This window comes from Marinomonas rhizomae, assembly GCF_024397855.1.
GTDB classification, from domain to species: Bacteria; Pseudomonadota; Gammaproteobacteria; order Pseudomonadales; family Marinomonadaceae; genus Marinomonas; species Marinomonas rhizomae_A.
In genome coordinates this window covers 134,443-160,253 of the sequence record NZ_CP073343.1, presented here as the reverse complement: position 1 = coordinate 160,253, position 25,811 = coordinate 134,443, and the positions used below count along the sequence as shown (strand labels likewise).

Here is a 25,811-nt window from a genome sequence, read left to right as displayed (position 1 = left end):
TCCTCATCAGCCAAAGATGAAGTTCCACTTTGCTCAGAAGGTTAAAAGCCGTTAATTAAGGATAGCCTAGATGTTTTTCAGTAAAAAAGAAGATAAGTCGTCGCCTAAGAAAGAACAAGTTCAGCCTTCAAGCCAGTTCCAAGATGAATTAAACGCCATCAAACAAAATACTGCCTGTATTAGCTTTGATGTGAATGGCATTATATTGGATGCCAATCCGATTTTTTTAGAAGCGGTGGGCTACTCACTAGATCAAATTATTGGCAAACATCATCGTATTTTTTGTGACAACGAATACATAAAATCCACTGAATACAAAGCATTTTGGGATGACCTTAAGGCAGGAAAATCCTTCAATGGTACCTTTCTACGCTTTAAACAAAACAAGCAACCCATTCATTTAGAAGCCAGCTACTTTCCCGTCTCCGATGATACCGGCAAGGTGACGAAGATTCTCAAAATAGCGAACGACATCACAGAAATGCAAGAATCCTTGGCAAATAAGAATGCGGTGTTGACAGCATTAGACCGCTCCCTTGCGGTCATAGAGTTTGACCCTGAAGGCAACATACTTCACGCCAACAGTAATTTTTTAAGGACCATGAAATGTGACCTAAAAGACATTGTTGGCAAACATCATAAAATGTTCTGTGATGATAAATTCTACAGAGAACGTCCTAATTTTTGGTCCGAATTAGCACATGGACAGCATTCATCTGGGCGCTTCCAACGTTTTGATGGCGAAGGAAAAATTATATGGTTAGAAGCGACATACAACCCAATTTTTGATGAAAAAGGTCGCGTCTACAAAGTCATTAAGTTCGCTTCAGACATTTCAGAACGCGTTAATAATGCGATGAACGCGATTGAACTGGCTGCAGCCACCTCGGAACAAACCAGTCAAGTGTCGTCCAACGCCGTAGAGATTCTTAATGCGTCAGTGCAAACCTCGAACGATATTGCCGAAAAAGTAAAACAGGCCGCAGATTTAGGAGATTTACTGAAAACTCAATCTAAGAGCATCTCCGATATAGTCGTCACCATTCGTTCTATTGCCGATCAAACCAACTTACTCGCCCTTAACGCGGCGATAGAAGCGGCACGTGCTGGCGAAGCCGGACGCGGCTTCTCCGTTGTTGCAGATGAAGTTCGAAAACTGGCCAGTAATACGGCTACAGCGACATCGGAAATTAGTGAAGTCGTACAAAAAAATCACAATTTAATCAATGATATGGATGAGATGCTTAGCTCGGTTTCGGGTATTGCCCTTCATGGACAAGAAAGTATTAATGAAGTGTCACACGGCCTCACTGAGATTACATCTGGCGTAGCAAGATTTGTCGAAATGGTCGACAAAATGAAGGATTAAGGCCGCTTGATATGGTCGAGGAAAGCAAAAATATAGATGATTCACAGGTGCTCCTCACCGATTTTTTTATATTTTGCGTATCTCGACCTATCTTTACTAAGGCAGTAATTTGCTTTGTATTTGTGCTTTACCAAGCTTTTTAGCTAACAACAATAGTGCGTCCGCCTCTTCAAAATAGCTCCAGAAACCCTGCCCTTCGACTGGATTACCGTGAACTAGGCCGATACTAGCGGATATTGTCATGTCACTTATCTTCGGAATCTCGACCTTGGAGACAGCGCCTAAGATTTGTTCAGCCATATCATGAGCGTATTCAAACGAAGACTGGGGAAAGACCAAAGCAAATTCATCACCGCCATAGCGAGCCAGAATGTCTAAGCGGCCTAAACAGGTTTGAATGGCACAAACCACGGCTTGCAACACCATATCGCCACCGTGATGTGTTAAGCGAGTATTTAATTGCTTAAAATTATCGATATCCAACACCAACACAGCAACGGGTGTTTGCCCATCGTTGCGGAAAAAGTGCGATTGCTTTGTTTCAAGATAACGCCGATTAAGTATGTTAAGAAACTCGTCTCTAATCACTAACTGCGCCAGAAGTGCTCTTTCTTCTTCTAATAGCTGACGTAATCGTCGCTCTTCCGTGATATCCCTATCCGCGGCAATATAGAGCTCAGGCTCTCCATCAGAGGAGCGAGAAATCATACTGCCTTTCAAAGAAATCCAACGATATTCTCCTTGGATCATGAAGCGATATTCACTTTCAAAAAAATCCTCATGGCCAAAGACAACCTTTGACCACTCTGACCGAACGCGCTCTCTGTCTTCAGGGTGAATCGATTCTATCCAAGTAAAGGCATCATTAGAGGACTCTCTTGCCAGCCCCTCAAGACTATTGGTAATGCGTAAACCATCAGGGTAATGATCAATAACAAAAACATTGATTTGAGTAAGAGCCTGAGAAATCACTGGATCGTCAAAAAGCACATCAAGCAGCTTTTGCTTTCTTACATTGGTTGCCGATTCTGTCATCTTTTTCATCCAGATTGGAAAATTCACTTAAAAACAATCATACCTTGATAGTAGGTGGTACTACCTGCACTTTCAACGCAAGAAAGAGGTGGCTGTTAATAATAAACTGTCCTTTTCCACTAACTCTCTGCCATTAAACGCACTTTAATTGTGCAAAAATAAAGTATTGCATCGAAACATTTTCGGTCTTAACGTCAATTGTTGCTGGTCACAAAATGCACGATTAAGTCTTTTCAATCAGACTTGAATGATGGACAGTGGTAACAATAAGAATGGTGCAGTGAATGAATTTATGTCAATTAAAGAGATAGCAACCCAGTTGGATCTGTCGGTATCCACGGTGTCACGAGCGCTGAACGATTACCCAGACATTAGCCCGAGTACAAAGAAGCGAGTGCTAAAAGAAGCAGCGCGACAGGGCTACCAATTGAAAGGGCCAGAAATGGCTCATTGGGTGCAAGCAAAACGTGTGATTACGGCAATCATTCCTTGCCAAGACACACAATATCTCGACCCCATTCTTTCGAAGGTGTTAGCTGGAACTCGACAAGCGCTGCAAGCAGCAGGCTATTTGCTGCAAGTGGTGGCAATCGATACTGGCAAACAGGAGTTAAGCGAGTTTGAACGCCTAGTAAAAGCAGGCGATCAAGACGGTTTTCTGCTCCTTCGCACTCGGGTTAACGACCCGAAAGTCCATCGTTTACTGAAACTTAACGTACCTTTTGTGTGTTACGGACGCACCGAGCGCGCGGCGCAATTTGCTTGGCTCGATTTGGATAATTACCAAGTTGGTCATTTAAGCCTGAGTCGTCTGCACGAACAAGGCCACAGCAAGATTGGCGTGGTATCGGTAAGCGAGCGATATTTCTTCGCCCAAGAAAGGCGACGCGGGATTCAAAATGCCGCCGAGCAAATTGGGCTTTCTCTTGCGTCTGAACAATGGTTAGAAGTGGGCTATGACGAGGAAGAAAGTTACCTCGCTTGTGCCGAATTTCTGCTCCAGCACCCAGATATCACCGCGTTGATTTGCCTAACCAGCACCAGCGCGCGTGCCGCCGCATTGGCGGCCATGCGATTGCACAACACACAGCTAAATGAAAGAGAAAATCCTGTGTGTGTAATTGGTTGTGATACACCCGCAGATGAGCTGACCGCCAGTATGGGGATTACCAGCATTCAGCAAGCGCCGCCAACGCAAATCGGTGAACAGCTTGCCCAGATGATGGTAGCGCGCATCAAAGGGACTCCGGTGAAGGACCTACAAGTCGTTTTAGTTCCGGGGGTTGTGACGATAGGACTTTAATAACAAGTGTTCTTAAAGTCCTAAGAAGCAGACAAATAAAAACAAGAGGAAGCCATAATGAAAAGTAAAACTTCACTATTCGTCGCCGGCACAATGCTGGTAAACGGACTCCTGATAAGCCAGCTCACTCACGCCGCCAAGGTAGAATTTTGGACCGCACAAACCCAAACTGACCGCTTACAAAATATAGAATTACTGGCGAGTACCTTTGAAGCGTTAAACGATGGCGTAACGGTCAAAGTCGTCGCCGTTGATGAAAATGAAATGGCAACACAAATGGCAGCCGCCGTCGCCGCTGGTACCACACCGCAACTGATTGAAGTGAACTCCGAAATCATCATGGCGTTGGGCGAAGAAGGCATTGTCGATACTAAAACTCACCAAGGCGTCATCAAAGACATCGGCAAAAGCCGTTTCCACAAAGGCGCGCTGACCACGCTGGCCTCACCTTCTGGTGAGTACTATGGTTTGCCTTATCATGGTTTCATTCAGGGCATTTGGTATCGCAAAGACTGGTTCGATGAAAAAGGCCTAGCGGCACCTAACACTTGGGAAAATATAGAAACAGCCGCCAAGGAACTGACTGACAAAGCCAATAATCAATACGGCATTTTGATCGGCACTAAACAAGACAGCTACACAGAACAAGTATTCACCCAACTGGCACTATCCAATAATGCCAGTGAGTTTGATGCCAAAGGCAATTTGGTCTTCAACAGCCCGGCGACTCTCGAAACCATTAAGTATTACAAAGAGTTATCTAAATACAATCCACCAGGGCCACAGAACTGGCGCGCTCGGGATTATTACTTACAAGGCAAGATGGGCATGTTCTTCTATTCCACTTACATAATGGATGACCTTGCTCTCGCAGAAGTGGCAAAAGGCTCTTTGTCTTCAGCAAACTTCAAAGAACTCAGCGGTGGCACCTTCGACCCTGAATTGGTGAAAAATACCGCGTTCGCGCCAATTATCACCCACAAAAGCGCCGCATCTTACGGCACCTTGTCTGGTCTTGTCGCACTGAAAACGAAAAGTGCTGAAAACACTAAAGCTACCAAAGACTTCATCGAGTTTATGTACGATCCAGCCAGTTACATCACCTTCCTACACATGGCTCCAGGCGGTATGAATCCTATGTTGAAAGGCATCGCTGAAGATCCAGCCTATTTGGAAGACCCAAATGGTGTATTTAAGCTTTATGGTGCAGACAAGATGAAGCAGATCGTATCGGGTTTTGACGATATTCGCTCTTTCTCTGTGGTAGAAGGTAAAACCTTCCCAGCCTCCGGCGCCATCTTCGCTAAATCGGTTATTCCACGAATGATCTACAGCGTCACCATTGAAGGAAAAGATCCGCAAGCGGCGCTGGACGATGCCGAAGCGGAAATGAAAGCCATCATGGGCGAATAGACAATAGACCCCCTCCCAACCTCCCCCTTGTAAAGGGGGAGGAGCAGTAATCAGTTCCCTCCCCTTATTAAGAGGAGAGCTAGGGTCGGGTCAAATGCAAAAAAGGGAAGAACATATGTCTTCTGTACTCATAAAAAACGAATCTCGCTTGGGTCTAAAACTGGTCGCTCCCGCGGTCGGCATCATTGGCTTGCTGGTGATTTACCCAATTCTATTCAACATCTATCTGAGCTTTTTTGACGTTCAACTCAATGGCACCAAGACGTTCGTCGGCATGGAAAACTACACGGATTTGCTCGGCAATCCTCGTTATTACCATTCCATCGGCGTGTCGGTTATTTATCTAATTGGCACTGTAATCGGGACAACGGTATTGGGCTTGGCGGCCGCCATTTTGATGAATCAAGAGTTTCGCTTTCGCAACCTGGCTCGCGGTTTGATTCTCCTACCTTACTTTGCCCCCGTCATCAGTGTGGTATTTGGCTGGCAGTTTATTTTCGATCCAGTGAACGGCATTTATAACCACGTGGTGGTCGATGTTTTACATCTGACGGACACACGGGAAAACCTCATCGGCAACCCAGACTCGGCTCTATTTGTCGTGATTGTTTTCGATATTTGGAAGCATTTCCCGATCGCCTATTTGCTGTTTCTCGCCAAATTACAAAGCGTACCGAAAGACTTGTACGAAGCCGCCGCGATAGATGGACAAAATGCGTGGGGACGGTTTTGGCACGTGACCTTACCAGAGCTGAGATTCGTCATTGCCACCGTGGTGCTATTACGGGTGATTTGGAATTTAAACCGCTTTGAAGATGTTTACTTGCTTGCACCCAATGTGGAGACCTTGCCGATTTTCACCTATTACCAAGCGTTTGCTGGCATCGTCGATCAAGGCGTAGCGGCTGCGATTTCGGTGATTCAATTACTCGTGCTGGTCGGCTTGATCTGGCTGTACGTTCGTAAAGTCCTTAAGTGGTAGGGGAAGAATATGATGAATAAACGCTCAACCACCCAATCTGTGATCTTGTATACCTTGGTGCTTGCTTTAGTGATTTTCTGCGTGTTTCCCTTTTTACAGATTCTTTCGACCTCGTTAAAACATCCGATAGATTGGGGTAATCCATCACTCATTCCTCGTGTTTTACACTTGGATGCTTACAAAGAGCTACTTGGCTTGATGCCAGCAAAAGAAGTGGATGTGCCTGCTAGTGTGCAACGTCTACTGGACAACCCCGCGTTGTCAGCCGAGAAAAAGCAGATGCTGCTGGATAAATTTAGCGCCGGCGGCGATGTATTTCCGTTCGGGCGCTACATGCTCAATACCTTTGTGATTTCCTTCGTGACAGGGATTTGCTCGACTTTCTTGGCGTCTCTTGCTGCCTATGCTATTGCACGCTTACGCTTCCCTGCGCAATCCTTGATGGCAAACGGTGTTTTGTTTGTCTACATGGTTGGCGGTGTTTTGCTGATGGTTCCGCTCTATCAAATGAGCGTCAACGTTGGCTTGGCATCCAGCGCCGCAGGGACAATTTTCAGTCTGTTTTTGATTTATCTGATTCAGACCTTGCCAGTCGCCATGTACATGTTGGGAAATTACTTTCGTACCATTCCCTTCTCCTTAGAAGAAGCGGCAATGATGGACGGTTGCTCAAGGGTAGAAGCCTTCTGGCGCATCATCATGCCCTTGTCGAAACCTATGCTGTTTACCGTGTTTATCTATTGTTTTGTCATCGCTTGGAATGAGTACTTGTTTGCGTCTGTGTTCCTCAAACAATACCAAGATTTCCAAACCTTGCCCTTGGCATTACAAACTTTGTTTACTTCGAAAAACGCTATTTGGGATCGCATCATGGCCGCGTCCATGTTGACGCTATTACCTGTGGTGATTTGTTTCATGTTGGCGAATAAGCATTTGTCAGGTGGCCTCACAGACGGCGGTGTTAAAGGATAAGGAATAGAATTATGAGCTCAGTAATCTTACGTAACGTGAATAAATCCTACGGTAACTTGCCGATCGTAAAGAACCTCAATTTAGAAGTAAAAGACGGTGAGTTTGTCGTGCTGGTTGGCCCAAGTGGTTGCGGTAAAAGTACCACACTGCGCATGGTGGCAGGGTTGGAAGACATCACCCAGGGAGAAATCCAGATTGGCAGCCGCGCCATTAATGATTTGCCACCACACAAACGCAACATCGCCATGGTGTTCCAAAACTACGCCTTGTATCCGCATATGTCGGTGCGAGAAAACATCGTCTTTGGCTTGAAAAAATCCGGGGCGGACGCTGAAACGATTAAAGAGAAACTCGCAGACGTATCGGAAATGCTCAAGCTCGACGACTACTTGGATCGCAAACCTGCCGATTTATCTGGTGGCCAGCGCCAACGGGTTGCTATGGGACGCGCCCTTGCCCGAGATGCTGACGTATATTTGTTTGATGAACCGCTATCGAATTTGGACGCTAAATTGCGCCATCACATGCGGACAGAAATCGCCCGCATTCAGCATCAATACAACATGACGGCGATCTACGTTACCCACGATCAGATCGAGGCCATGACTTTGGGCGATAGAGTCGTGGTGATGCGCGATGGCATCGTCGAACAAGTCGGCACACCGATGGAAATTTACCTGCAACCCACCAACACCTTTGTCGCGACCTTTATTGGTTCACCCGCGATGAACTTGATTGAAGCCAAGATAGAAGGCGAAGATCTGGTATTCGACAATTACCGACTGCCAGCGGCGAAAATCGCCAATGTCGATTTACAGGACCTCAAATCCCACGATACTGTGTTAGTGGGCATTCGCCCTGACTTCTTTGAAGACAGTGCCTTGTCTTTAAAGAGATCTCCAAGTGACAACCTATTTGAATTCAACGACATACAAGTAGAACTGGTGGAGAATCTCGGTTTCGATAAAGAAATCATGTTCAAACTCGGCGGCGAAGACGCCAAAGCCCGACTCGACCTACGCTCCCATGTCAAACGCCAAGAACACATCTCCTTGTCTGTCGATTTGAACCGGGTCTTGCTATTCGACACCAGCCCACAAGGCATGCTGCTGAACACGGGGGAGGTTTAAATGACTCAAGCAATCTAAGAATTTTGAGTCATTTTCTCAACCAGATAATCCACAAAGACCCGCACTCTTGCTGGCATGTGTTGTCCGCCAATAAACACGGCATGGATGACTTCTTTGTCCTGTGGGTTGAAGTCTTCTAATAAGGGCACGAGTTTCCCCGATGACAAGGCTTGTTCTATATGGAAATTACCTACTCGGGTGATGCCAATGTCTTCCATCACCAGTTCCACCAGCGTTTCGCCATTGTTGGAGGTCATGTTGCCTTGTATCGGTAAAATATAATCTTCACCGTTCTCGCGGAATGGCCAGCCGGGTTCAATCCGTTGAAAGCTAAAATCCAGACAATTAAAGCGCCGCAAATCGGCTGGCGTTTTTGGGACGCCAGCTTGTGCTAAATAGTTGGGTGTAGCGACAACGCTTCTGCCCGTTTCGCCAAGGCGTTTAGCGGTTAAATTACTATCGGGTAAAGGGCCAAAACGTATCGCGACGTCAATATGACCATCTGCCACATTGCTAATCTGATCGCTTACTTCAACTTCTATTTTTATGTTGGGATAGCGCTGTAAAAATTCTTTGTATAAGGGGATCATAGTCAAGCGGCTGTACGCCGTCGCGGTACTGACTTTAATCAATCCACTTGGGCTGGCCCGATCAGCGATAGCCAGTTCGGTTTCTTCTAGGTCTTTCAGAATGCGCCGCGCCGCAAGGGCGTAGGATTCACCTTCACTGGTTAAGTAAAGCTTACGAGTAGAACGGACCAGCAACCTAACACCTAAACGCTTTTCGATTCTTGTCATCATTCGGCTTACTGCCGACGGCGTGAGACCAAGTTCTCTTGCTGCGCCGCTTAAGCTTCCTGTCGTCGCGACGGTTAAGAAAGTTTCCATTTCAGCGGTTTTATCAACTTTTATTTGCTTCATTTGTGAATCCAATGCAAAACAGAATAGCTTTTTTACCTACTATTCGCGGGTTTGTTATCTGGTTATATTCCTTCATATCATAAATAAACGAGGGATAAACATGAAGATCAACTTTCCATTAATGGCGTTGGCCATTGGTGCTTTTGGAATTGGAGTGACGGAATTTTCCCCCATGGGGATGTTGCCAGTAATTGCGGGGGATTTAGGTGTCTCTATCCCAACAGCGGGGATGCTCATTAGTGCTTACGCCTTCGGTGTATTAGTTGGTGCGCCTATCATGACGTTGTTATTTGCGAATATGCCACGACGTCGATTGCTGATTTTATCTATGGGAATTTTTACGATCGGTAATTTAGTCAGTGCGCTAGCTGATAGTTACAGTGCGTTGATGATTGGACGTATCATTACGTCGTTTAATCATGGTGTGTTTTTCGGTGTTGGTGCTGTAGTAGCAACCAACATAGTGCCACCCAACAAACGCGCAGGCGCGGTAGCTGCAATGTTTTCGGGGCTCACTGTAGCAACCATTGGCGGCGTACCATTAGCAAGCTTTGTCGGTACGACATTCGGCTGGCGAAATGCTTTTTTTGGTATTGCGGCTATTGGACTAGTGACTATGGCGGCATTGCGTTTGAGCCTACCTACATTGGTCAATAAAGAGAAAGCGAATATCCGCAATGAATTATCTGTGTTGGGCAGAGGCCCCGTATTAGCCGCGTTGCTATTAACGGTCGTGGGTGCCAGTTCGATGTTTACTGTATTTACTTACATCGTGCCAATACTACAACAGGAAACTCACGCTTCTACGACCTTCGTGACACTCATGTTGGTGCTTTATGGAACTGGCCTTGCGGTTGGCAATATTCTTGGTGGACGCTATGCAGATCGTTCTCTGTACGGCACCTTGATTGTTTCTTTAATAGCGGTGATTCTATTGTTAGTGGTTTTCGCTGTCAGTATGTCTTCTTCTATCATCGTTGTGCCACTTATCTTTCTCTGGGGCATTGCCAGTTTTGCGGTGGTTCCGCCCTTACAATCCTTGGTGGTACATGAGGCCAGCGATGCATCGAATTTAGCGTCCGCAATGAACATTGGTGCCTTTAATCTCGGTAATGCGGTTGGTGCGGCCTTGGGTGGGGGTGTGATAAGTGCAGGACTTGGGTTACCTTCGATCGCCTTGGCCGGTGCTGGAACCGCCATGTTTGGATTGCTAATGGTGTTGATGTTAAAACGAAAACCGTCCAATCAAACGAATGAACGCGTTACAGCCTCTTAAGCTAACAAGCAGGGATGGGGCTGAAAATATGAATCACGCCATCCCTGCGCTAATTGTTGCTCACACCGGAATTCCTTCTGCGTTGAACCCCCTCTAAACAATAAGCGTTGATGGCATAGAAATCGGGTGACACACGCTTGCAGTGATAAGGGGGAAGTATCGTAGTAACAACGTCCTAAATACTCTTTTTCTTGTATATGAGTCATCTTACAAAAGGTCATTTGTTTCAAACAGAATCTGATTGCGCTCCTCTTGATTCAGGTCACTTTAAAAAAATGTCTTATGCTCAATAATGCAGAGCCCTTCATATCATCATTTGCTGCCTTGTCTATGCTTGCTTACGACATCACGAATGGGATCAACACTCTATTTACTTCACATCTCTGATAAGTCGAATACAAAAAATAACCTTAAAGTATAGTGGGTTACAAGGTGAGCTATGGCGTACAAGAATGCATTTGATGTATAAGTTTAGTCTCGGTGCGTAATAATTATGCATTCTAAAAATGCTATAAAGAAAACATCTATTAATCATCAAAGTCCGTCAGTCTAAAAGGATTTAACCTAATGACTATCTTAACAACAGAAGCACTTTTCAATATCGTCAATGGCTCGACATTATTAGCAAGTGGCGGCGGTGGTTCGATAAAGACAGCCTACTCATTTGTTAGCCAAATAGTAGAAACAAAAAAATCTATTGCTTTGTGCTCACCCGATTCGATGAAAAGTAGCGATTTCGGCGTGGTGGTTGGAGCGATGGGGTCTCCCGAAAGCTTTGCAAAAATAGGCTTACAAGGCTCAGAAACACGTGCAGTTGAAGTTATGCAAGACCTAAACAAGTCGAAAAAAATCACTTTCACTATTTCTGTTGAAACGGGCTCCAATATTTTTGTCGCTATGCTAGCTGCGGCCAAAACGCTGGAGCCAGCTCGTGTAGTTGACGCTGACGGTGCGGGACGCTCCGTCCCAACATTATCCTGCTTAAGCTATAGCTCGAAAATAAACATCACACCTTTTGTTGTATTAAATGCCCCTCATGGAAGCGCTCTAGTTGAAGGTAATATTATTTTGAATTTGCCGAACATCAATGATGAGGGCTTTGAAGGGGCTGCTAGCAAAAAGGCTCAAGCTAGTATTATTGAGAATATGGTTCGTCCCATTTTATCATCGGAAGGTTATTTTGATGGAGTTGGCGCTATTTCCGGTTGGATAATGAATGGTGATCAAGCAAAATCGTCGCTCATAAAAAATACAATCTCTACCGCGCAGAGTATTGGACAACAACTAAACCAATACAATGTAGCTGATCAGAATATTCTCCAAGACTTAGCCATTTTTTTAGAAGGCCAGTTCGACACTCCGCTGTACCCTATATCAGAGAGCAATTCACCTTTTACTCTTGAAAGAATAGAAACTGTCTCTAAAGGTGGGTTTGATTTCAATCAACTGTCTTTTACTCAAACTATCAAAGGTCAGTTGAAAGAACTTATCATTATTAACCAAAACGAGAATTTACTACTTTGGGATAAGGATAAAGATCACCCATTAACAATCTGCCCTGACTCAATTTGTATGCTAGGTAAGTTAGACAAGACGATTAAAGATGGCATTTTGTCTAACTTAAGCTCATTAAGTAATGATGTGCAAAATGAGGCTAATAAGTCACTTTCAGGATGGCATGGCCTATCTGTAGAAGACGTTGTAGAAGGCCAAGAGGTGTATTTGTTTAGTTTGCCAGCGCCTGAAACGCTCAAGAATGAAAATAAGGAAGTCTTCTCAGCTCTATCCAAGCAATTTGGCTATTACGGGTCATATGAATCTTTAGACAAACTTCTAACGAAAGAAGACATCTAAATAAAACCAATCTTTAGATTTTTATCCCTAACACGGAGGTTCTATGAAACTAAGTAAGTCTTTTGATCAAGAAGAACATGACACTCTAATCAAAGAATGTCTTTTTCAATTATGGAGTCATTCAGATGACCTCATGTTCATCATCGCCGTAGAAGAGAATGGAGAATTTTCTCTTTATGATAACAATGCGGCGTCACGAGTAGCGATGGGGATTGAACCGAACAAAATTTATCATCGTAATCCTATTCGAGAGATGTTTCCGGAGGAAATTGTCGAAGGTTTTTATCGTACTTACCAGGAAGCAATCGACAATAAAAAACCCATTTCCATAGAACAGTATTTCGTAAAAGATGGTTCGGATTTATTTTACAACACCTTGTTAGTACCTATTTTTGATAAGCATAGTAAGCCCGTTTTTATTTGCGGTATCAGCCATGAAACCACAAAAATCAAAACCGCCGAAAAAATGGCTATTGAGGCTGGAGAAAAGCTACAGGAATACAATATTGGGCTAAAACAAATCAACGACAATCTTGATGTAAAAGTGACAGAACGAACAGCCGCACTAGAACTCGCTAAAGCAGAATTAGAGGAGGCACTAGAAGCAAAGTCATCATTTGTCGCTAGAATGAGCCATGAAATCCGTACGCCTATTAACGCGGTTATCGGCTTAAGCGATTTAGCTCTCAATACTCACCCCAATCAGGAGGAGCAGCAAGACTACCTGCGAAAAATAAAAGATTCCGGCGATATACTGCTTAATCTGGTCAATAATGTATTAGATTTTTCTAAAATCGAAGCTGGTAAACTTAGCGCTGAATCAGTTCGCTTCTCAATAGAGAAATTGATAAGAACCACAGTCAATATGAATGTGTTCGGCGCACATGCGAAGAAACTCGAGTTAATAACAGACATATCTGATGACATACCTGAATTTTTATTAGGAGATCCGCTCCGTATTCAGCAAATATTAGTCAACTTAGTGAGTAATGCTATTAAGTTCACGGATTTCGGGAGCATTATTATTCGACTTGGTTGCAACAAGTTGGATAACGAGAATATTTTGCTGCGCTGCGACGTAATAGACCCCGGCGCAGGAATTCCTTCTACCCAACTAGAAGAGCTATTTTCTCCCTTCACACAAGCAGATAATAGTGTCACACGCGTATATGGTGGAACCGGATTAGGATTAACTATCTCTCGCCAGCTGTGTGAGTTAATGAATGGCGAAATCAAAGTAGAAAGTGAAATAGGTAAAGGCTCCACTTTCTCAGTCTTTTTGCCTTTGCTTATACCCGCTCAGCAACCAAGAGTTGAGACCACATATTCTGATAATACACTCCAAGCACTAGTGGTAGATGATCACCCACTCCCCAGGAATATCTTGGCACAACTACTAAAAAGCTTTGGTATAGAAAGTTTGTGTGTCGAAAGTGGCTGGGAAGCTATCGAAGCTATAAGCCAATCAAAACAATCTAATAGTGCATTCGATATTGTCTTCATGGATTGGCAGATGCCAGATATGAACGGAATCGAAACATCGAAAAAAATAAAAGAACTGTTTAAAGAATTAGCGCCGCCTATTCTGATGATATCAGCCTATGACAAACATCATGTTCAGCCATACTTGGATTCGGGTGTAGTAAAGCAATTTATAGAAAAGCCGGTTGGCAAATCAACCCTGTTCAATGCATTAAATCAGTTTTTTAGCCTTGAAAAAATAGCAATACCGAATAAAAGAATCGAACCAATACCTAATTTGTCTGAGTTTCATATTCTATTGGTAGAGGACAACTTGATTAATCAGCAAGTGGCACTGGGTTACTTAAAAGACACTGAAATTAAAGTGGATCACGCGGAAAACGGGCAAGTTGCTATTAATAAGATAAAGCAGACTCAATATGACCTTATCCTCATGGATATCCAAATGCCGATTATGGACGGTTTAACGGCTTCTACCTTCATTCGTAAAATGGATCTTGATTACGAGCTGCCAATTATCGCAATGACCGCTCACACATCTCCAGAAGACGAAGAAAAGAGCCTTTCTGTGGGAATGAATGACCATATTCCCAAGCCTATTCCAGCCGGCTTACTTTATAAGACACTAGAAAAACACTTAGTTCGTAAAAATGCACAGAAGAATTTAGCGCTTAAGCCCAAACTTCCTGCAAAATCAGCGATAAGTGATGAACTGTCTATGCTTCACAAAATACATAGCTTAGGCGTTAAAAAAGCAATAGACGCTCTAAAAAATGATTCTGAACTATACTTAAAGATAGTTCGTTCTTTTTGGAGACAATATCAACCTCTCTTAAAAGACTCTAACCTCATATTTTCAGAGCATGATAACCAACATCTCCTGAACTATATACATTCTTTAAAGTCAAACTCTGCTTATATTGGCGCACAAAATATTTTTAAAGATTGCTCAATCATAGAAGATAGATTGATAAGAAAAAAAAATATCGACCGCTCTACTTTGACGGATGTTTCAAAAAATCTTTCTACGCTTTTAATCGAGTTAGGTTTTATATTCAATCGATCAGAGGGCGAGCATATTGACCCAGAAATAGACTTCAAAATCACACTAGGAACCGTTCTAATATTGCTCGAACAGAGCAACTTCAAAGTGGAAAATTATTTTAGTATCTTAGAGAGTAAATCGAGAAATACGGAATATAGCAAAGATACAACGGAAATAATTAAAAATATTATCGATATCGAATATGAGCGAGCAGCACAGCTTGTTCGTCAACTTTTACTCAAATTACCAGGTAGTTAGAATGCCAGATTCATTAAGTGTCCTTATTATCGATGATGAAGTAATCAACCTACAAATTATCAGTGATATTTTGCGTGACGAAGTAGGTATTATAATGGCAAAAAGTGGAGAACAAGGCGTCCGTAAAGCGTTAGAGTTTTCACCGGACTTAATTCTACTTGACGTTATAATGCCAGATATGGATGGCTTCGAGACTATGAAAAGACTTAGCCAAGACGCAAGGACATGCGATATTCCAGTCATCTTTATCACAGCATTAGATGACATAGAAAATGAAGAAAAAGGCCTTTTACTAGGAGCAAGTGACTATATTCAAAAGCCTATACATGCTTCGATCATAAAAGCTAGGGTCGCCTTGCACCTAAAGCTTATCAATCAACACCGCATATTAGAACGCTTAAGCACAATAGATCCATTAACGTCTTTAGCCAATCGACGCAAATATGAAGAAACCATTCGATCTGAATGGGAGCTAATGGGGGAGCTTAACGAAACCTTATCTTTAGCTGTTATCGACATTGATAATTTCAAACAATATAACGACGTTTACGGGCATGCGGCTGGTGATAAAGTGCTACAAAAAGTAGCTACTATTTTAGACAATAACTTTAATCATAACGGTGATCTAGTAGCTCGATATGGCGGAGAAGAATTTGTTGCCATCATGCCTAAAACATCTAAAAAAGAAGCATTACTACGCATTAAAAAATGCATTGACGAAGTTCACGAAATAGCGACTATATGTGCTAAAAAAGATAATCATGTTGTCACTATAAGTGCAGGAGTTGCCTCTATTACTCCTAAAAAAGACCTTGATTTTGAGTCCTTATTCGCAGCAGCAGATGAGGCTTTATATCTTGCAAAATATAATGGTAAAAACCAAGTAAAATGGAAAAGCGTTACAACTAAGGATACTGTATAACAAGTTTTATAATCAAAAACTTAACTAGACATTTTTTGCATCACATCAGCCATTGGGTGCTGAACTTCGGCTAAGCCATCTCTTACACCGTTTTTGTTCTCAGTTGTCTGATTTTGGCTGAGCTTGTATTTGCCCTGAATGTCAGTCACCGTAATTTCAATCCCAACGACAGCGGCTTGCAGTCTATCGATGTATTCTTGCGGCGCATCAGAGATTGACCAAGGAGCTGGTTGTTCTTTCTCATGGATATTGGTGAGTTTTTCCAGTAACGCTAATTTCCATTTAATGTCGTGGATAAAATTGATAGTGCCTTGGATATGAACCGCTCGATAATTCCAAGTTGGAACGGCTTTACCATCTACCTTTTTAGAAGGGTACCAATTTGGTGAAATATAGGCGTTTTCGCCTTGGAAAATCACCAAGACATCCGTTTGGTTCGCAACGTTCTGCCACAACTTGTTAGCCTTAGCGATATGAGCTTGCAAGCAAACTCTATTTTCATCATCAACATGAACCAACATAGGAATATGTTCAGCGTTTAAACCGTCTTCACCATTCGAAACTAACGTCGCGAAGGGAAAAGCTTTCACAAAGGCGAGCTGCTCTTCTTGGTCGCTTATTTCAAAATGCTTTGGTGTGTACATATCAGCTACCTATTTAGCATTAAAGTATTTAATCACTCAACAATGCTGCAGCACTGCCACAAACGGTCATAATGAAAAGAAACCATTTTAGGTGTTTCGGGTTGGCTTTAATGGCCATTTTCACGGCGAGGAAAGACCCTAGCATGGTACCAGAAGCCAGTATTAGGCCAGGAATCCACAGAATCTGATCATTCCAAATAAAAACGCCTAATGCCAAAGCGGTAAAACCTAACGTACAGACCATTTTTAACGCGTTTGTTTTAACCAGATCGTAACGTAAAGTACCAGCCAAAGCCGCAATAAGAATAAAGCCAACACCTGCTTGCACAAAGCCTCCATAAACACCTGCAATAAACAAAGCAATCCAAGCACTTGGCTTTTCCGAGACTTTGAAAGGGACTGTGCCTTCTGGTGGCGCAATCATGGTAGGACGGACGATCATGATTAACGTCATACCGATCATGGCACTCAGCAAAAGCGGTTTTAGCCAAGTTTCTGGAGCATAACTGGCGGCAAATGCGCCGACGACACCACCAAGTAACGACGGAATCATCACCGGAAGGATATCGGCGTTATCCAGTTTCTTCGCTTTACGAAAGCCGAACGTCGCGGCCACATTCTGTAAAAACACGCCAACCCGATTAGTCGCATTGGCAATATCCGCTGGCATTCCCATTACCATTAAAGCTGGCAATGTCAGGTTAGACCCTCCGCCTGCGAGAGTGTTAATAATACCGGCAATGAAACCTGTGCCGATCAAAAGCGAAACAGTGAACACACTGTAATCCATAACATTGTCCTTAAATGGGTTTTATATATATCAAGAAAAATAGGAGGTGAATGATAAGGATAAGAGGCGGGATTAACAAAAGGTTTCTTGGTTTCATTTCTAACGTAAAACTATACAAATTAATACAGACATGCCCCTAGAAATAGCCTAAATTAGTAATGAAGCATTAAACCTAAATTACATTAGAGAAACCTGCCACCCAGCATTCTTCTTTAATTCTACAGTTATCAGACTTATTACCACATTCGGATGAGGTTTTTATGACAGTTAGATCCAAAATTATCGCTCTGGTGGCGGCTGGGGTTATTCTCCCCGTGTTTATCGTCTCCGTCGTTATTATCAGTGAAGTTCGAACCAATGCCCTGAAAAATTTTGAGAGTCAAAGTCAGGCAGAAATTGGCCACGTTGATAAAATCTTCTCGATGTATTTGAATAACCTTGCTGAAAATGTGTCGTTTTTCGCAAGATCGGGTGCCCTAAACGAACTGACTCCAAATAGCATCGCCAGTTACGCAAACAAAACTACCCAAGAAATGATGACGCCGGATCAAAACTCTCCGCAAGAACAAAAAGCCTTTGCGCTAATGGACGATTTTGGTAAGACACACCCAGACTTAGCGTATATTTGGTTGGGGACAAACGACTCAGGCTATCTTCAATGGCCAATAGGTAAGAACGGCATAAAGTACGATTCTACAGAGCGCAGCTGGTACAAACAGTCTATTAATAGCAAAACGCCTATCCGTACACCATCCTATAAAGATTCATTTACAGGCGCGCCTTTAGTCGATTACTTACAACGTTTTGAAGGTCAAAACGGCCTGTATGGTACTGTCGGTGTTGATGTAACCTTAAAAAAACTGACAGAATTATTAGCTAAGGTGAAGTTTGGCGGAGAAGGTTATGTAGTCATGGTGGAAGATACGGGAACCGTTCTCGCGGACCCTGTTGATCCCGAAAACAACTTTAAAGCCATTAAAGATGCCTCACGCCCTTACTCTACACTTAACGACAGCAGCTCACTTCAAGAGTTAACCATAGGCGGAGAAAGATGGTTCGCTATGGTTTATACGTCTCCAGCCCTTAACTGGAAGTTTATTGGCTTGGTACCAAGCCAAGTTATTTACGCTCAAGCCAATAGCTTAATTGTCACTACTGTGATTATTGCGCTCGTCATGATCGTTATCTTTATGACAATTGGTGCTATTTTATCTGGTGTTGTTATTCGACCTGTCAGAGTAATGGCTGACCGCTTGACCGATATTAGTCAAGGCGAAGGGGATTTAACACAACGCTTAGAAGTAAAAGACAAAGACGAATCTGGTCAGATGGCATCAGCATTTAATCAGTTTGTCACATCGATAGACAGTATCGTTGGCCATGCCAAATCGTCTTGTGAACAAATCAGTCAGGTAGCGAACAAGTCTGAAGGTCTATCGTCAGAACTAAGCAACATTGTATCTCATCAAGTGAATTCTGTTGATCACGTGTCTACCGCCTTTAACGAAATGGTCGCTACCGCGAATGAAGTGGCTTCGAACTGCAGTAGCGCAGCGGCCGCTGCGGAAAACAGTGAAACACAAGTACAAGAAGGCAATAAACTGATTCAGCAAACGATGGACTCTTTGAACAGCCTAGAAAAAGAAATCCATAGTTCAAATGAAAGCATGATCGAGTTAACAAAAGACTCTGAAAGTATCGTGGGTATTTTAGACACGATTAAAGCCATCGCAGAACAAACCAACTTACTCGCGTTAAATGCCGCAATAGAAGCGGCTCGTGCAGGTGAGCAAGGTCGAGGATTCGCGGTTGTAGCAGATGAAGTCCGTACACTAGCAGGAAGAACGGCAGAATCGACTACCGAAATAGATAACATGCTCACGAAGCTAAAACAGCAAACAGGCTCCGTGGCGAACAAGATGAATAACAGTGTTACCGTCGCAAAAGATTCGGTTGTATTGGCTTCTCAAACCTACCAAGTGTTTGAAAAAATCCTTCACTCTGTGTTGGAGATTAAAGACATGATGATTCAAATCAGTGCCTCTGCAGAGGAACAACATTTGGTGGCAGAAGAAATTAACACAAATGTAATCGTGATCCACGATGGTACAATTAAAACCAGCGATCTTTCTCAGCAAGTGTCACAAACGGCAACCGCACTTAATCAGTTGTCGGCTGAACTACAAAACATGGTAGCTCGCTTCAAGTCTAGCCAGCCTTAATCATCCTATTGTCAAAAACAAGAAAACCTAGCCCCAACATCTGGGCGCTAGGTTTTTTTTATGAACAATGAAAACGCTATAAACGCTCTAATAAGCAATTAACAACAGCTTGATTCACACTGTGCGCAAGGTCAGGAATAAGGTCATAAGTCGTCCTTGCACCGCAGCCTATAAGCACATCATACGCCGCTTTAGACCATTGGTAATCAATCACATTGTCTTGATTGCCATGGATAAAATGCACTTTCGTATCCTCTGCAGAATGGGTTAGCACAGAATCTACTGGCTCTTCAGGCAATACAGCAAACCGCCCCGATAAAGACACTATTTTTTCCGCTAATGAATCGTCCACCATTTGTGCCGAAGATAAAGACATAATCGCGCCTTGAGAAAAGCCTATCAAGGTGGTTTGCTCTGCGTTTAGTGCGCTTTTTTGTTGCCAATACTTTATGGTGTCAACAAAACGCGGCATCGCTTCTTTTATTCGTTCGACACGATTTTCTTCCGTTACTCCTTGCACAGAGAACCACTGATAACCCTGCCCAAAGTCAGACGCATCAGGAGCTTGTATTGAAACAACAACCGCATTAGGAAATGATTTAGCAAGAATATCCGCCATAGGAGCTAAACTTTGCGGCGTAGCACCAACACCATGGAATAATAAAAACAGACGCGTTGGCGAGCTAGGTTCTTGTATCAAAAGAGTAGACATGCAGAATCCTTATAAAAAATCACTTAATATCATGAGTACTCTATTATTTTACAAAATCAATATATATAGGCTGTTTCTTAAATCTCTATTTCATATTTAGAAATAATTAGAAACAGAATACTCACATTAAAAAATACTCGTCCACTTTTCGGTTGTTGCTGCAAAGGCAAACACGCTAATCTCATTCAATCAGCACAACGTCAATAAAGATGAACTCAACTATCATTTAAACAACGGACTAGAGCATGTTAATAACCGATGAGAAACAAGCCGATGGCTATTATCAAGCCCTACTAAACCGAGAGCCGAGCTATGTTGGTGTGTTTTTTGTTGGTGTTAAAACCACCTCAATTTTCTGTATTGCAACGTGCCGAGCACGCAAACCAAAACGTGAAAACGTTGAGTTTTACACGCATTTCAAAGACGCCATGGACGCTGGTTTTCGTCCCTGCAAAGTCTGTCGACCTACTGAAAACGCCCATGAAGCCCCCTATGAAGTGCAAGCGGCAATGAATCTTGTACGAGATTGCACTAAGGCGAAAATCACCGACCAAGCATTAAGAGAATCTGGAATACGGCCCATCTTTGTGCGCCGTTGGTTTAATCAACATTACGGTATGACTTTTCAAACCTTTCAGCGTATGTATCGAATTAATTATGCCTTTCAAGAATTAAAGACAGGCAAAAGCGCCACCAATACTGCGCTGGATTCAGGCTACGATTCGTTGAGTGGTTTCGGTTACACTTTTAAAAAGTTACTCGGTCATGCACCGACTCTAAATTTGGAGAATGCTGTGATTTTAATTGATAGGCTAACAACGCCCATTGGCCCTATGTTTGTTTGCGCAACAGATGAAGGAATTTGTTTATTGGAATTCGTTGATCGACGCATGTTAGAAACCGAATTTGAAGACTTACAGCGCCGTTTAAAAGCGCCCATCGTAGCGGGAGAAAATGCGCATATTAAGCAACTCAAACAAGAACTAGAAGAGTATTTTCTAGGTAATAGAACTGAATTTAGTGTACCGCTTCATACACCAGGAACCGACTTTCAAAATGCCGTTTGGCAGATGCTTGGCACCATTCCATTTGGTGAAACCGCCAGCTACCAAGAACAAGCGACACGCCTTGATAACCCCAAAGCCGTGCGAGCGGTTGCGAGAGCCAACGGAATGAACCGAATTGCCATTGTTATTCCTTGCCATCGAGTCATTGGCAAAGACGGCAGCTTAACTGGTTACGCGGGAGGATTAGAACGAAAGCGCTGGCTGCTTGATCATGAAGCAACACACCAATTGGAACATGACAAAAGCTAAATTAAACGCTCATATATAAACACACAGTGGTACCAAGCAAAGAAAGAGGTTAGCAAGCCATCATAATAAAAATATAAAGACACGTTATATTTCTCTCTTTGATTTTTTAACAAAAAGAAAAAAGAACAAAAAAAACAAGACAAGCTTACAAAAATCGATTACTTTCGCACCATCAAGAAGCACAAGGAATGTAACTTCAAAGACAATACCTTATTAACAGGCTACTCTTTTGTTCGTTAAAGATTCCCTAATTTCTTACTTTTATTGGATGTAATTAAGTAAAGAGGTTTCCATGACAGTTAAATCCAAGATTATTGCCTTAGTAGCAGCAGGCGTAATTCTTCCTGTTCTTATTGTATCGGCCGTTATTATAAAAAATATTCGCGCCAATGCTCTGCAAAATTTTGAGGAACAGAGCCAATCAGAAATGGGCCATGTCGATACTATTTTTTCAATGTATTTGAATAACCTAGCTGAAAACGTTGCATTTTTTGCCCAATCCAATGCACTTACCAAATTATCCCCTGGCAGTATCAAAAGTTACGCGAACGAACCAGTCCAAAACATGACACCTGATAAAAACTCTAAATTAGAACAAGAAGCTTTTGCTCTAATGGATAGTTTCGCCAAAACCCACCCTGATTTAATGTATATCTGGCTAGGAACGAACGATAAAGGTTACCTACAATGGCCAAAAGGTAAGAATTCTAAAAATTACAATCCTTTAGAAAGAAGCTGGTACAAACAATCCATTAACAGTCGTTCTCCAGTCCGTATCCCAGCCTATCAAGATAGCTCAACCAATGCTCTCCTTGTTGATTACCTACAACGCGTTGAAGGACAAGATGGTTTCTATGGCTCTGTCGGTATCGATGTGACTTTGAAAAAACTTACTGAATTACTCGCTGAAGTAAAATTCGGTGGTGAAGGCTATGTCGTCATGGTTGAAGACACTGGAACCATCCTAGCGGATCCATCCGACCCTCAAAATAATTTTAAATCAATCGGTAATGCATCACGTCCCTACTCTACTCTCGATAGCAGTATTAATACTTCTCAAGAAATAATGATAGATGGCGAAGTCTGGCTTGCTAAAGTACATACATCGCCAAAACTTAACTGGAAATTTATCGGACTGGTACCAAGTAGTGTTATTTATGCGCACGCAAACAATCTGATTAGTACTATTATCATCATTTCTTTGGTTATGATCGCCATATTCATGTTAATTGGCGCAACGTTGGCCAGTGTGATCATCAAACCAGTTAAACATATGGCTGACAGACTGACAGATATTAGCCACGGCGAAGGGGATTTAACACAGCGTCTAGAAGTGAAAAGCAAAGATGAAGCAGGTCAAATGGCCTCGGCATTTAATCTGTTTGTTACTTCAATCGATAATATCGTTGCTCGTACCAAGTCTTCATGCGAGAAAATTGGCAAGGTTGCACATCAGTCCGAGCATTTATCATCGGAACTTAATAGTGTTGTTTCTCATCAGGTTAATTCTGTTGATCATGTCTCTACCGCCTTTAACGAAATGGTTGCGACAGCAAATGAAGTGGCCTCTAGCTGCAATAATGCTGCGGCAGCGGCAGAAAACAGTGAAACACAAGTACAAGAAGGCAATGCACTAATTCAACAAACGATGGATTCTTTGAATGACCTAGAGAAAGAACTCTACAGCTCAAATGAAAGCATGATCGAGCTAGCAAAAGACTCTGAAAGCATCGTGAGTATTCTTGACACCATTAAAGCCATCGCCGAACAAACAAACTTACTCGCTTTAAATGCGGCAATTGAAGCGGCTCGCGCGGGTGAGCAAGGACGAGGGTTCGCCGTCGTTGCGGACGAAGTCCGTACGTTAGCAGGAAGAACCGCTAAGTCGACAGAAGAAATTGATCACATGCTGACCAAGTTACAACAGCAAACGGATTCTGCCGCGACCAAAATGAACCACAGCGTTGATGTGGCAAAAGGTTCAGTGGTTTTAGCCTCTCAGACCCATCATGTTTTTGAAAAAATACTCAGCTCGGTGCTCGAAATTAAAGACATGATGATCCAAATAAGCGCATCGGCAGAAGAGCAACATCTAGTGGCGGAAGAGATCAATACCAATGTCATTGTTATCCATGATGGCACCATTAAATCCAATGACTTATCGAATCAGGTTGCGGAAACCGCTACCGCTCTTAACCAATTATCCGAAGAGCTTAGCACCATGGTAGGACGTTTTAAGTCTAGCAACACTTAATTTTAGAAAACAAAATACAAAACCTAACGCAGATATAGCTGGCGTTAGGTTTTTTCATATCAGCATCAAACTAAAGCATAATAGACGCCGCAGAAAAAACACGCTGACGACATGATCGTGAAGAATTCATGGCCGCAACCTCCAAAATAAGCATCTGCAAAGTCAGCGCCTCGGAAAATCTAAACCCGAGCACTAAAAAGCCAGTAGTTTCATGAATACATCAAGGTTGTGTCATGGCAATGTAATTTCCCTCTACAAGGCTTGAAATGACCGCTAAGCCAGTTCATCTTCTACACTTTAATTGTAATTAGATGGAATTCAACATGCCTACAAACATTGTTGCTGTATATGGAACGCTTCGTGAAGGACTAAACAATCACGAGCTTCTTGCCGAATGTAAACGCATCGGACTAGGTTGGTTGACAGGGTTTCGCATGCACAATTTAGGAGACTTTCCAGCCATTACCTCAACTCACGACGAAAGTGGCCGCATCCGAGTCGAGTGGTATGACGTCTCAGACGAAACACTCGCGTCTTTGGATCAACTAGAAGGTTATGACCCAAAGGCGCCAGATAGCTCTTTGTACATTAGAAAGCGCGTTTTCTCGCCTTACGGTAGAGGCTGGATTTATGTCTACAACAAATCTTTAGACCATGCCCCCTATATGGAAGCAGGTGATTGGGAACGATACTCCCGAACCTCTATGCTTCACCAAGGCGCACAATCGGCGTAGACATCACCTTAGGCGCGTGATCACTTTGTAATTTGGCGATATTCGCCACACTGGCTTGGACCTGACCTTCATCCGTTAATAAACCAAAACGCACCACAAAGTGTTTCGATTCACCAGCCGCAATCGTCGGCACCAAACCTAACTCTCTCTGATAAGAACGGTTATAAGCGAAGCTGGTGCCCGGCTCGATACCCACCACGTAACCTTGTTCCAGTGTGTCCGTATTTTTCCACACGGTAAGCACTGGCAAGGTGTCGGTTTGATAACTCACCTCAATACCATAGCTTGCATTTGCATTGTGCAATAACGCATGAGAAAAACCATTTTCGTCACTCAGAGGACGAAGATTAAACACCATTTCATCAAAATCTTTGGTTGGTTCTGGCATCTGGTTCCAATCACTCAAACCACCCGCAGCATAGTCATTAAACGGCGATACTTCCGCCATAGGAACATGCAATTGCGCCCCCTTTTCAAGAATCGGTTGAGCAAAATTATTGTGATAGATAGCTTGGTACTCGCGTGGATAACTGCCTTTGTTAGTCAAGGTATCTTCAACCAGCAAATACGGCTCGTCTGGCGTCAGTGATAAGACAGTTTGCAGCTCGAAATTGGTGAACTTGAAACGTTTCTCATCAACTCGGCCGCGCAAGGTCACACGATACGGTGGCACTTGCTCAACTTCTAAAATCACCTCGTCAGCTGGCGTGTTTTGAATACGACCGTGCAATGTCAAAAACTCATCGCCATCTTGGCCTGGGTGACCTGCCCACTGGTAACCACAACGTACGATCATCTCGTTAAAACCATCTAACCAACCAATGCCGCCAGATGCTTCTTGATTAACAAAGCTTGGATGTACGACTTCTTTAACTGGCGAATCCCAACCAAAGCGTACATCCTTCCCTGCTTTATCTTTTCTGACAACATCAAGCACTGTCATGCCGCGAGTCGGCACAACGCGAACCACAGAATCGCCTACCGTCAAAGTGATCAAGCGTGAGCCGGTTTGCTTACCGCCTATTAGACACGTCTGCTGCACACTAACAGGAACCTCTCTCGGTAAGCCCATTAATTCTGCAGATAACGAAAGGTTAGCAACATCAATATGCTGTTGATTACTAAGAAGAACAAGTTGAAACATGGACCAAGCTCCGAAAGAAATTTCCTCATGCTAG

Annotated in this window: 20 protein-coding genes; 14 read left to right on the top strand and 6 right to left on the bottom strand. The window is 43.1% G+C overall.

What is annotated here, in order from left to right:
• The first annotated feature begins 70 nt into the window (after window positions 1-70).
• A complete protein-coding gene (locus KDW99_RS20525) occupies window positions 71-1,369 on the top strand; it encodes a methyl-accepting chemotaxis protein (RefSeq protein WP_304941374.1) in 1,299 nt (432 codons plus the stop codon).
• A gap of 96 nt (window positions 1,370-1,465) precedes the next feature.
• Here the strand turns inward: KDW99_RS20525 and KDW99_RS00660 are convergent, their stop codons facing one another.
• Window positions 1,466-2,404: a GGDEF domain-containing protein gene (locus tag KDW99_RS00660; RefSeq protein ID WP_255827419.1), complete on the bottom strand. Its 939-nt coding sequence runs from the start codon at window positions 2,402-2,404 to the stop codon at window positions 1,466-1,468.
• A 292-nt stretch (window positions 2,405-2,696) separates the two neighbouring features.
• On the opposite strand from KDW99_RS00660, the gene KDW99_RS00655 reads away from it, so the two are divergent.
• The 5 genes from KDW99_RS00655 to KDW99_RS00635 all read left to right on the top strand — a co-directional run bounded on the left by KDW99_RS00655 (window position 2,697) and on the right by KDW99_RS00635 (window position 8,204).
• Window positions 2,697-3,707 carry a LacI family DNA-binding transcriptional regulator gene (locus KDW99_RS00655; protein WP_255827418.1) on the top strand — a complete coding sequence of 337 codons (1,011 nt, stop codon included), beginning with the start codon at window positions 2,697-2,699 and terminating at the stop codon, window positions 3,705-3,707.
• 57 nt (window positions 3,708-3,764) lie between these two features.
• Window positions 3,765-5,120, top strand: coding sequence for an ABC transporter substrate-binding protein (locus tag KDW99_RS00650; RefSeq protein ID WP_255827417.1), 1,356 nt, complete (start codon window positions 3,765-3,767; stop codon window positions 5,118-5,120).
• Window positions 5,121-5,235: 115 nt separating this feature from the next.
• Entirely contained in the window at window positions 5,236-6,102 is an 867-nt protein-coding gene (locus KDW99_RS00645) for a carbohydrate ABC transporter permease (RefSeq protein WP_255827416.1), read from the top strand.
• Window positions 6,103-6,111: 9 nt separating this feature from the next.
• Window positions 6,112-7,074: a carbohydrate ABC transporter permease gene (locus tag KDW99_RS00640; protein WP_255827415.1), complete on the top strand. Its 963-nt coding sequence runs from the start codon at window positions 6,112-6,114 to the stop codon at window positions 7,072-7,074.
• A gap of 11 nt (window positions 7,075-7,085) precedes the next feature.
• A complete protein-coding gene (locus KDW99_RS00635; protein WP_255827414.1) occupies window positions 7,086-8,204 on the top strand; it encodes an ABC transporter ATP-binding protein in 1,119 nt (372 codons plus the stop codon).
• A 14-nt stretch (window positions 8,205-8,218) separates the two neighbouring features.
• Here the strand turns inward: KDW99_RS00635 and KDW99_RS00630 are convergent, their stop codons facing one another.
• The gene (locus tag KDW99_RS00630; protein WP_255827413.1) at window positions 8,219-9,124 is read right to left on the bottom strand and encodes a LysR family transcriptional regulator; all 906 of its coding nucleotides are present in this window, start codon (window positions 9,122-9,124) and stop codon (window positions 8,219-8,221) included.
• 100 nt (window positions 9,125-9,224) lie between these two features.
• Between KDW99_RS00630 and KDW99_RS00625 the strand changes: the two genes are divergently transcribed.
• The 4 genes from KDW99_RS00625 (at window position 9,225) to KDW99_RS00610 (ending at window position 15,961) form a co-directional block, all read left to right on the top strand.
• On the top strand, window positions 9,225-10,400 hold the full coding sequence (locus KDW99_RS00625) for an MFS transporter (protein ID WP_255827412.1): 1,176 nt from the start codon (window positions 9,225-9,227) through the stop codon (window positions 10,398-10,400).
• Window positions 10,401-10,967: 567 nt separating this feature from the next.
• Window positions 10,968-12,254, top strand: coding sequence for a DUF917 domain-containing protein (locus tag KDW99_RS00620; protein ID WP_255827411.1), 1,287 nt, complete (start codon window positions 10,968-10,970; stop codon window positions 12,252-12,254).
• Window positions 12,255-12,297: 43 nt separating this feature from the next.
• Entirely contained in the window at window positions 12,298-15,039 is a 2,742-nt protein-coding gene (locus KDW99_RS00615; RefSeq protein WP_255827410.1) for a response regulator, read from the top strand.
• Window position 15,040: 1 nt separating this feature from the next.
• A complete protein-coding gene (locus KDW99_RS00610) occupies window positions 15,041-15,961 on the top strand; it encodes a diguanylate cyclase (RefSeq protein WP_255827409.1) in 921 nt (306 codons plus the stop codon).
• Between the two features lie 20 nt (window positions 15,962-15,981).
• Here the strand turns inward: KDW99_RS00610 and KDW99_RS00605 are convergent, their stop codons facing one another.
• Together KDW99_RS00605 and KDW99_RS00600 are read right to left on the bottom strand one after the other, a co-directional pair.
• Window positions 15,982-16,605 (bottom strand): FMN-binding negative transcriptional regulator, encoded by a 624-nt coding sequence (locus tag KDW99_RS00605; RefSeq protein WP_255827408.1) that lies wholly within the window; start codon window positions 16,603-16,605, stop codon window positions 15,982-15,984.
• A gap of 28 nt (window positions 16,606-16,633) precedes the next feature.
• Window positions 16,634-17,395, bottom strand: coding sequence for a sulfite exporter TauE/SafE family protein (locus KDW99_RS00600; RefSeq protein WP_255827407.1), 762 nt, complete (start codon window positions 17,393-17,395; stop codon window positions 16,634-16,636).
• A 260-nt stretch (window positions 17,396-17,655) separates the two neighbouring features.
• On the opposite strand from KDW99_RS00600, the gene KDW99_RS00595 reads away from it, so the two are divergent.
• Window positions 17,656-19,617: a methyl-accepting chemotaxis protein gene (locus KDW99_RS00595; RefSeq protein WP_255827406.1), complete on the top strand. Its 1,962-nt coding sequence runs from the start codon at window positions 17,656-17,658 to the stop codon at window positions 19,615-19,617.
• A gap of 76 nt (window positions 19,618-19,693) precedes the next feature.
• On the opposite strand, the gene ypfH is transcribed toward KDW99_RS00595, so the two are convergent.
• Window positions 19,694-20,329, bottom strand: coding sequence for an esterase (ypfH, locus tag KDW99_RS00590; RefSeq protein WP_255827405.1), 636 nt, complete (start codon window positions 20,327-20,329; stop codon window positions 19,694-19,696).
• Between the two features lie 245 nt (window positions 20,330-20,574).
• Between ypfH and KDW99_RS20465 the strand changes: the two genes are divergently transcribed.
• From KDW99_RS20465 to KDW99_RS00570, 3 genes are all read left to right on the top strand, one after another.
• Entirely contained in the window at window positions 20,575-21,645 is a 1,071-nt protein-coding gene (locus tag KDW99_RS20465) for a bifunctional transcriptional activator/DNA repair enzyme AdaA (RefSeq protein WP_304941373.1), read from the top strand.
• Window positions 21,646-21,937: 292 nt separating this feature from the next.
• Entirely contained in the window at window positions 21,938-23,899 is a 1,962-nt protein-coding gene (locus KDW99_RS00575; protein WP_255827404.1) for a methyl-accepting chemotaxis protein, read from the top strand.
• Window positions 23,900-24,222: 323 nt separating this feature from the next.
• On the top strand, window positions 24,223-24,633 hold the full coding sequence (locus tag KDW99_RS00570; protein ID WP_255827403.1) for a gamma-glutamylcyclotransferase family protein: 411 nt from the start codon (window positions 24,223-24,225) through the stop codon (window positions 24,631-24,633).
• Here the strand turns inward: KDW99_RS00570 and KDW99_RS00565 are convergent.
• The gene (locus KDW99_RS00565) at window positions 24,602-25,777 is read right to left on the bottom strand and encodes an aldose 1-epimerase family protein (RefSeq protein ID WP_255827402.1); all 1,176 of its coding nucleotides are present in this window, start codon (window positions 25,775-25,777) and stop codon (window positions 24,602-24,604) included. The two genes, KDW99_RS00570 and KDW99_RS00565, sit on opposite strands and share 32 nt — an antisense overlap.
• Window positions 25,778-25,811 lie beyond the last annotated feature (34 nt).

Coding starts and splice junctions, on each gene's coding strand:
- KDW99_RS00600 (WP_255827407.1), bottom strand. CDS start 17,395: ATGGATTACAGTGTGTTCACTGTTTCGCTTTTGATCGGCACAGGTTTC.
- KDW99_RS00655 (WP_255827418.1), top strand. CDS start 2,697: ATGTCAATTAAAGAGATAGCAACCCAGTTGGATCTGTCGGTATCCACG.
- KDW99_RS00645 (WP_255827416.1), top strand. CDS start 5,236: ATGTCTTCTGTACTCATAAAAAACGAATCTCGCTTGGGTCTAAAACTG.
- KDW99_RS00620 (WP_255827411.1), top strand. CDS start 10,968: ATGACTATCTTAACAACAGAAGCACTTTTCAATATCGTCAATGGCTCG.
- ypfH (WP_255827405.1), bottom strand. CDS start 20,329: ATGTCTACTCTTTTGATACAAGAACCTAGCTCGCCAACGCGTCTGTTT.
- KDW99_RS00610 (WP_255827409.1), top strand. CDS start 15,041: ATGCCAGATTCATTAAGTGTCCTTATTATCGATGATGAAGTAATCAAC.
- KDW99_RS00615 (WP_255827410.1), top strand. CDS start 12,298: ATGAAACTAAGTAAGTCTTTTGATCAAGAAGAACATGACACTCTAATC.
- KDW99_RS00640 (WP_255827415.1), top strand. CDS start 6,112: ATGATGAATAAACGCTCAACCACCCAATCTGTGATCTTGTATACCTTG.
- KDW99_RS20465 (WP_304941373.1), top strand. CDS start 20,575: ATGTTAATAACCGATGAGAAACAAGCCGATGGCTATTATCAAGCCCTA.
- KDW99_RS00650 (WP_255827417.1), top strand. CDS start 3,765: ATGAAAAGTAAAACTTCACTATTCGTCGCCGGCACAATGCTGGTAAAC.
- KDW99_RS00595 (WP_255827406.1), top strand. CDS start 17,656: ATGACAGTTAGATCCAAAATTATCGCTCTGGTGGCGGCTGGGGTTATT.
- KDW99_RS00635 (WP_255827414.1), top strand. CDS start 7,086: ATGAGCTCAGTAATCTTACGTAACGTGAATAAATCCTACGGTAACTTG.
- KDW99_RS00660 (WP_255827419.1), bottom strand. CDS start 2,404: ATGACAGAATCGGCAACCAATGTAAGAAAGCAAAAGCTGCTTGATGTG.
- KDW99_RS00630 (WP_255827413.1), bottom strand. CDS start 9,124: ATGAAGCAAATAAAAGTTGATAAAACCGCTGAAATGGAAACTTTCTTA.
- KDW99_RS00575 (WP_255827404.1), top strand. CDS start 21,938: ATGACAGTTAAATCCAAGATTATTGCCTTAGTAGCAGCAGGCGTAATT.
- KDW99_RS00565 (WP_255827402.1), bottom strand. CDS start 25,777: ATGTTTCAACTTGTTCTTCTTAGTAATCAACAGCATATTGATGTTGCT.
- KDW99_RS20525 (WP_304941374.1), top strand. CDS start 71: ATGTTTTTCAGTAAAAAAGAAGATAAGTCGTCGCCTAAGAAAGAACAA.
- KDW99_RS00625 (WP_255827412.1), top strand. CDS start 9,225: ATGAAGATCAACTTTCCATTAATGGCGTTGGCCATTGGTGCTTTTGGA.
- KDW99_RS00570 (WP_255827403.1), top strand. CDS start 24,223: ATGCCTACAAACATTGTTGCTGTATATGGAACGCTTCGTGAAGGACTA.
- KDW99_RS00605 (WP_255827408.1), bottom strand. CDS start 16,605: ATGTACACACCAAAGCATTTTGAAATAAGCGACCAAGAAGAGCAGCTC.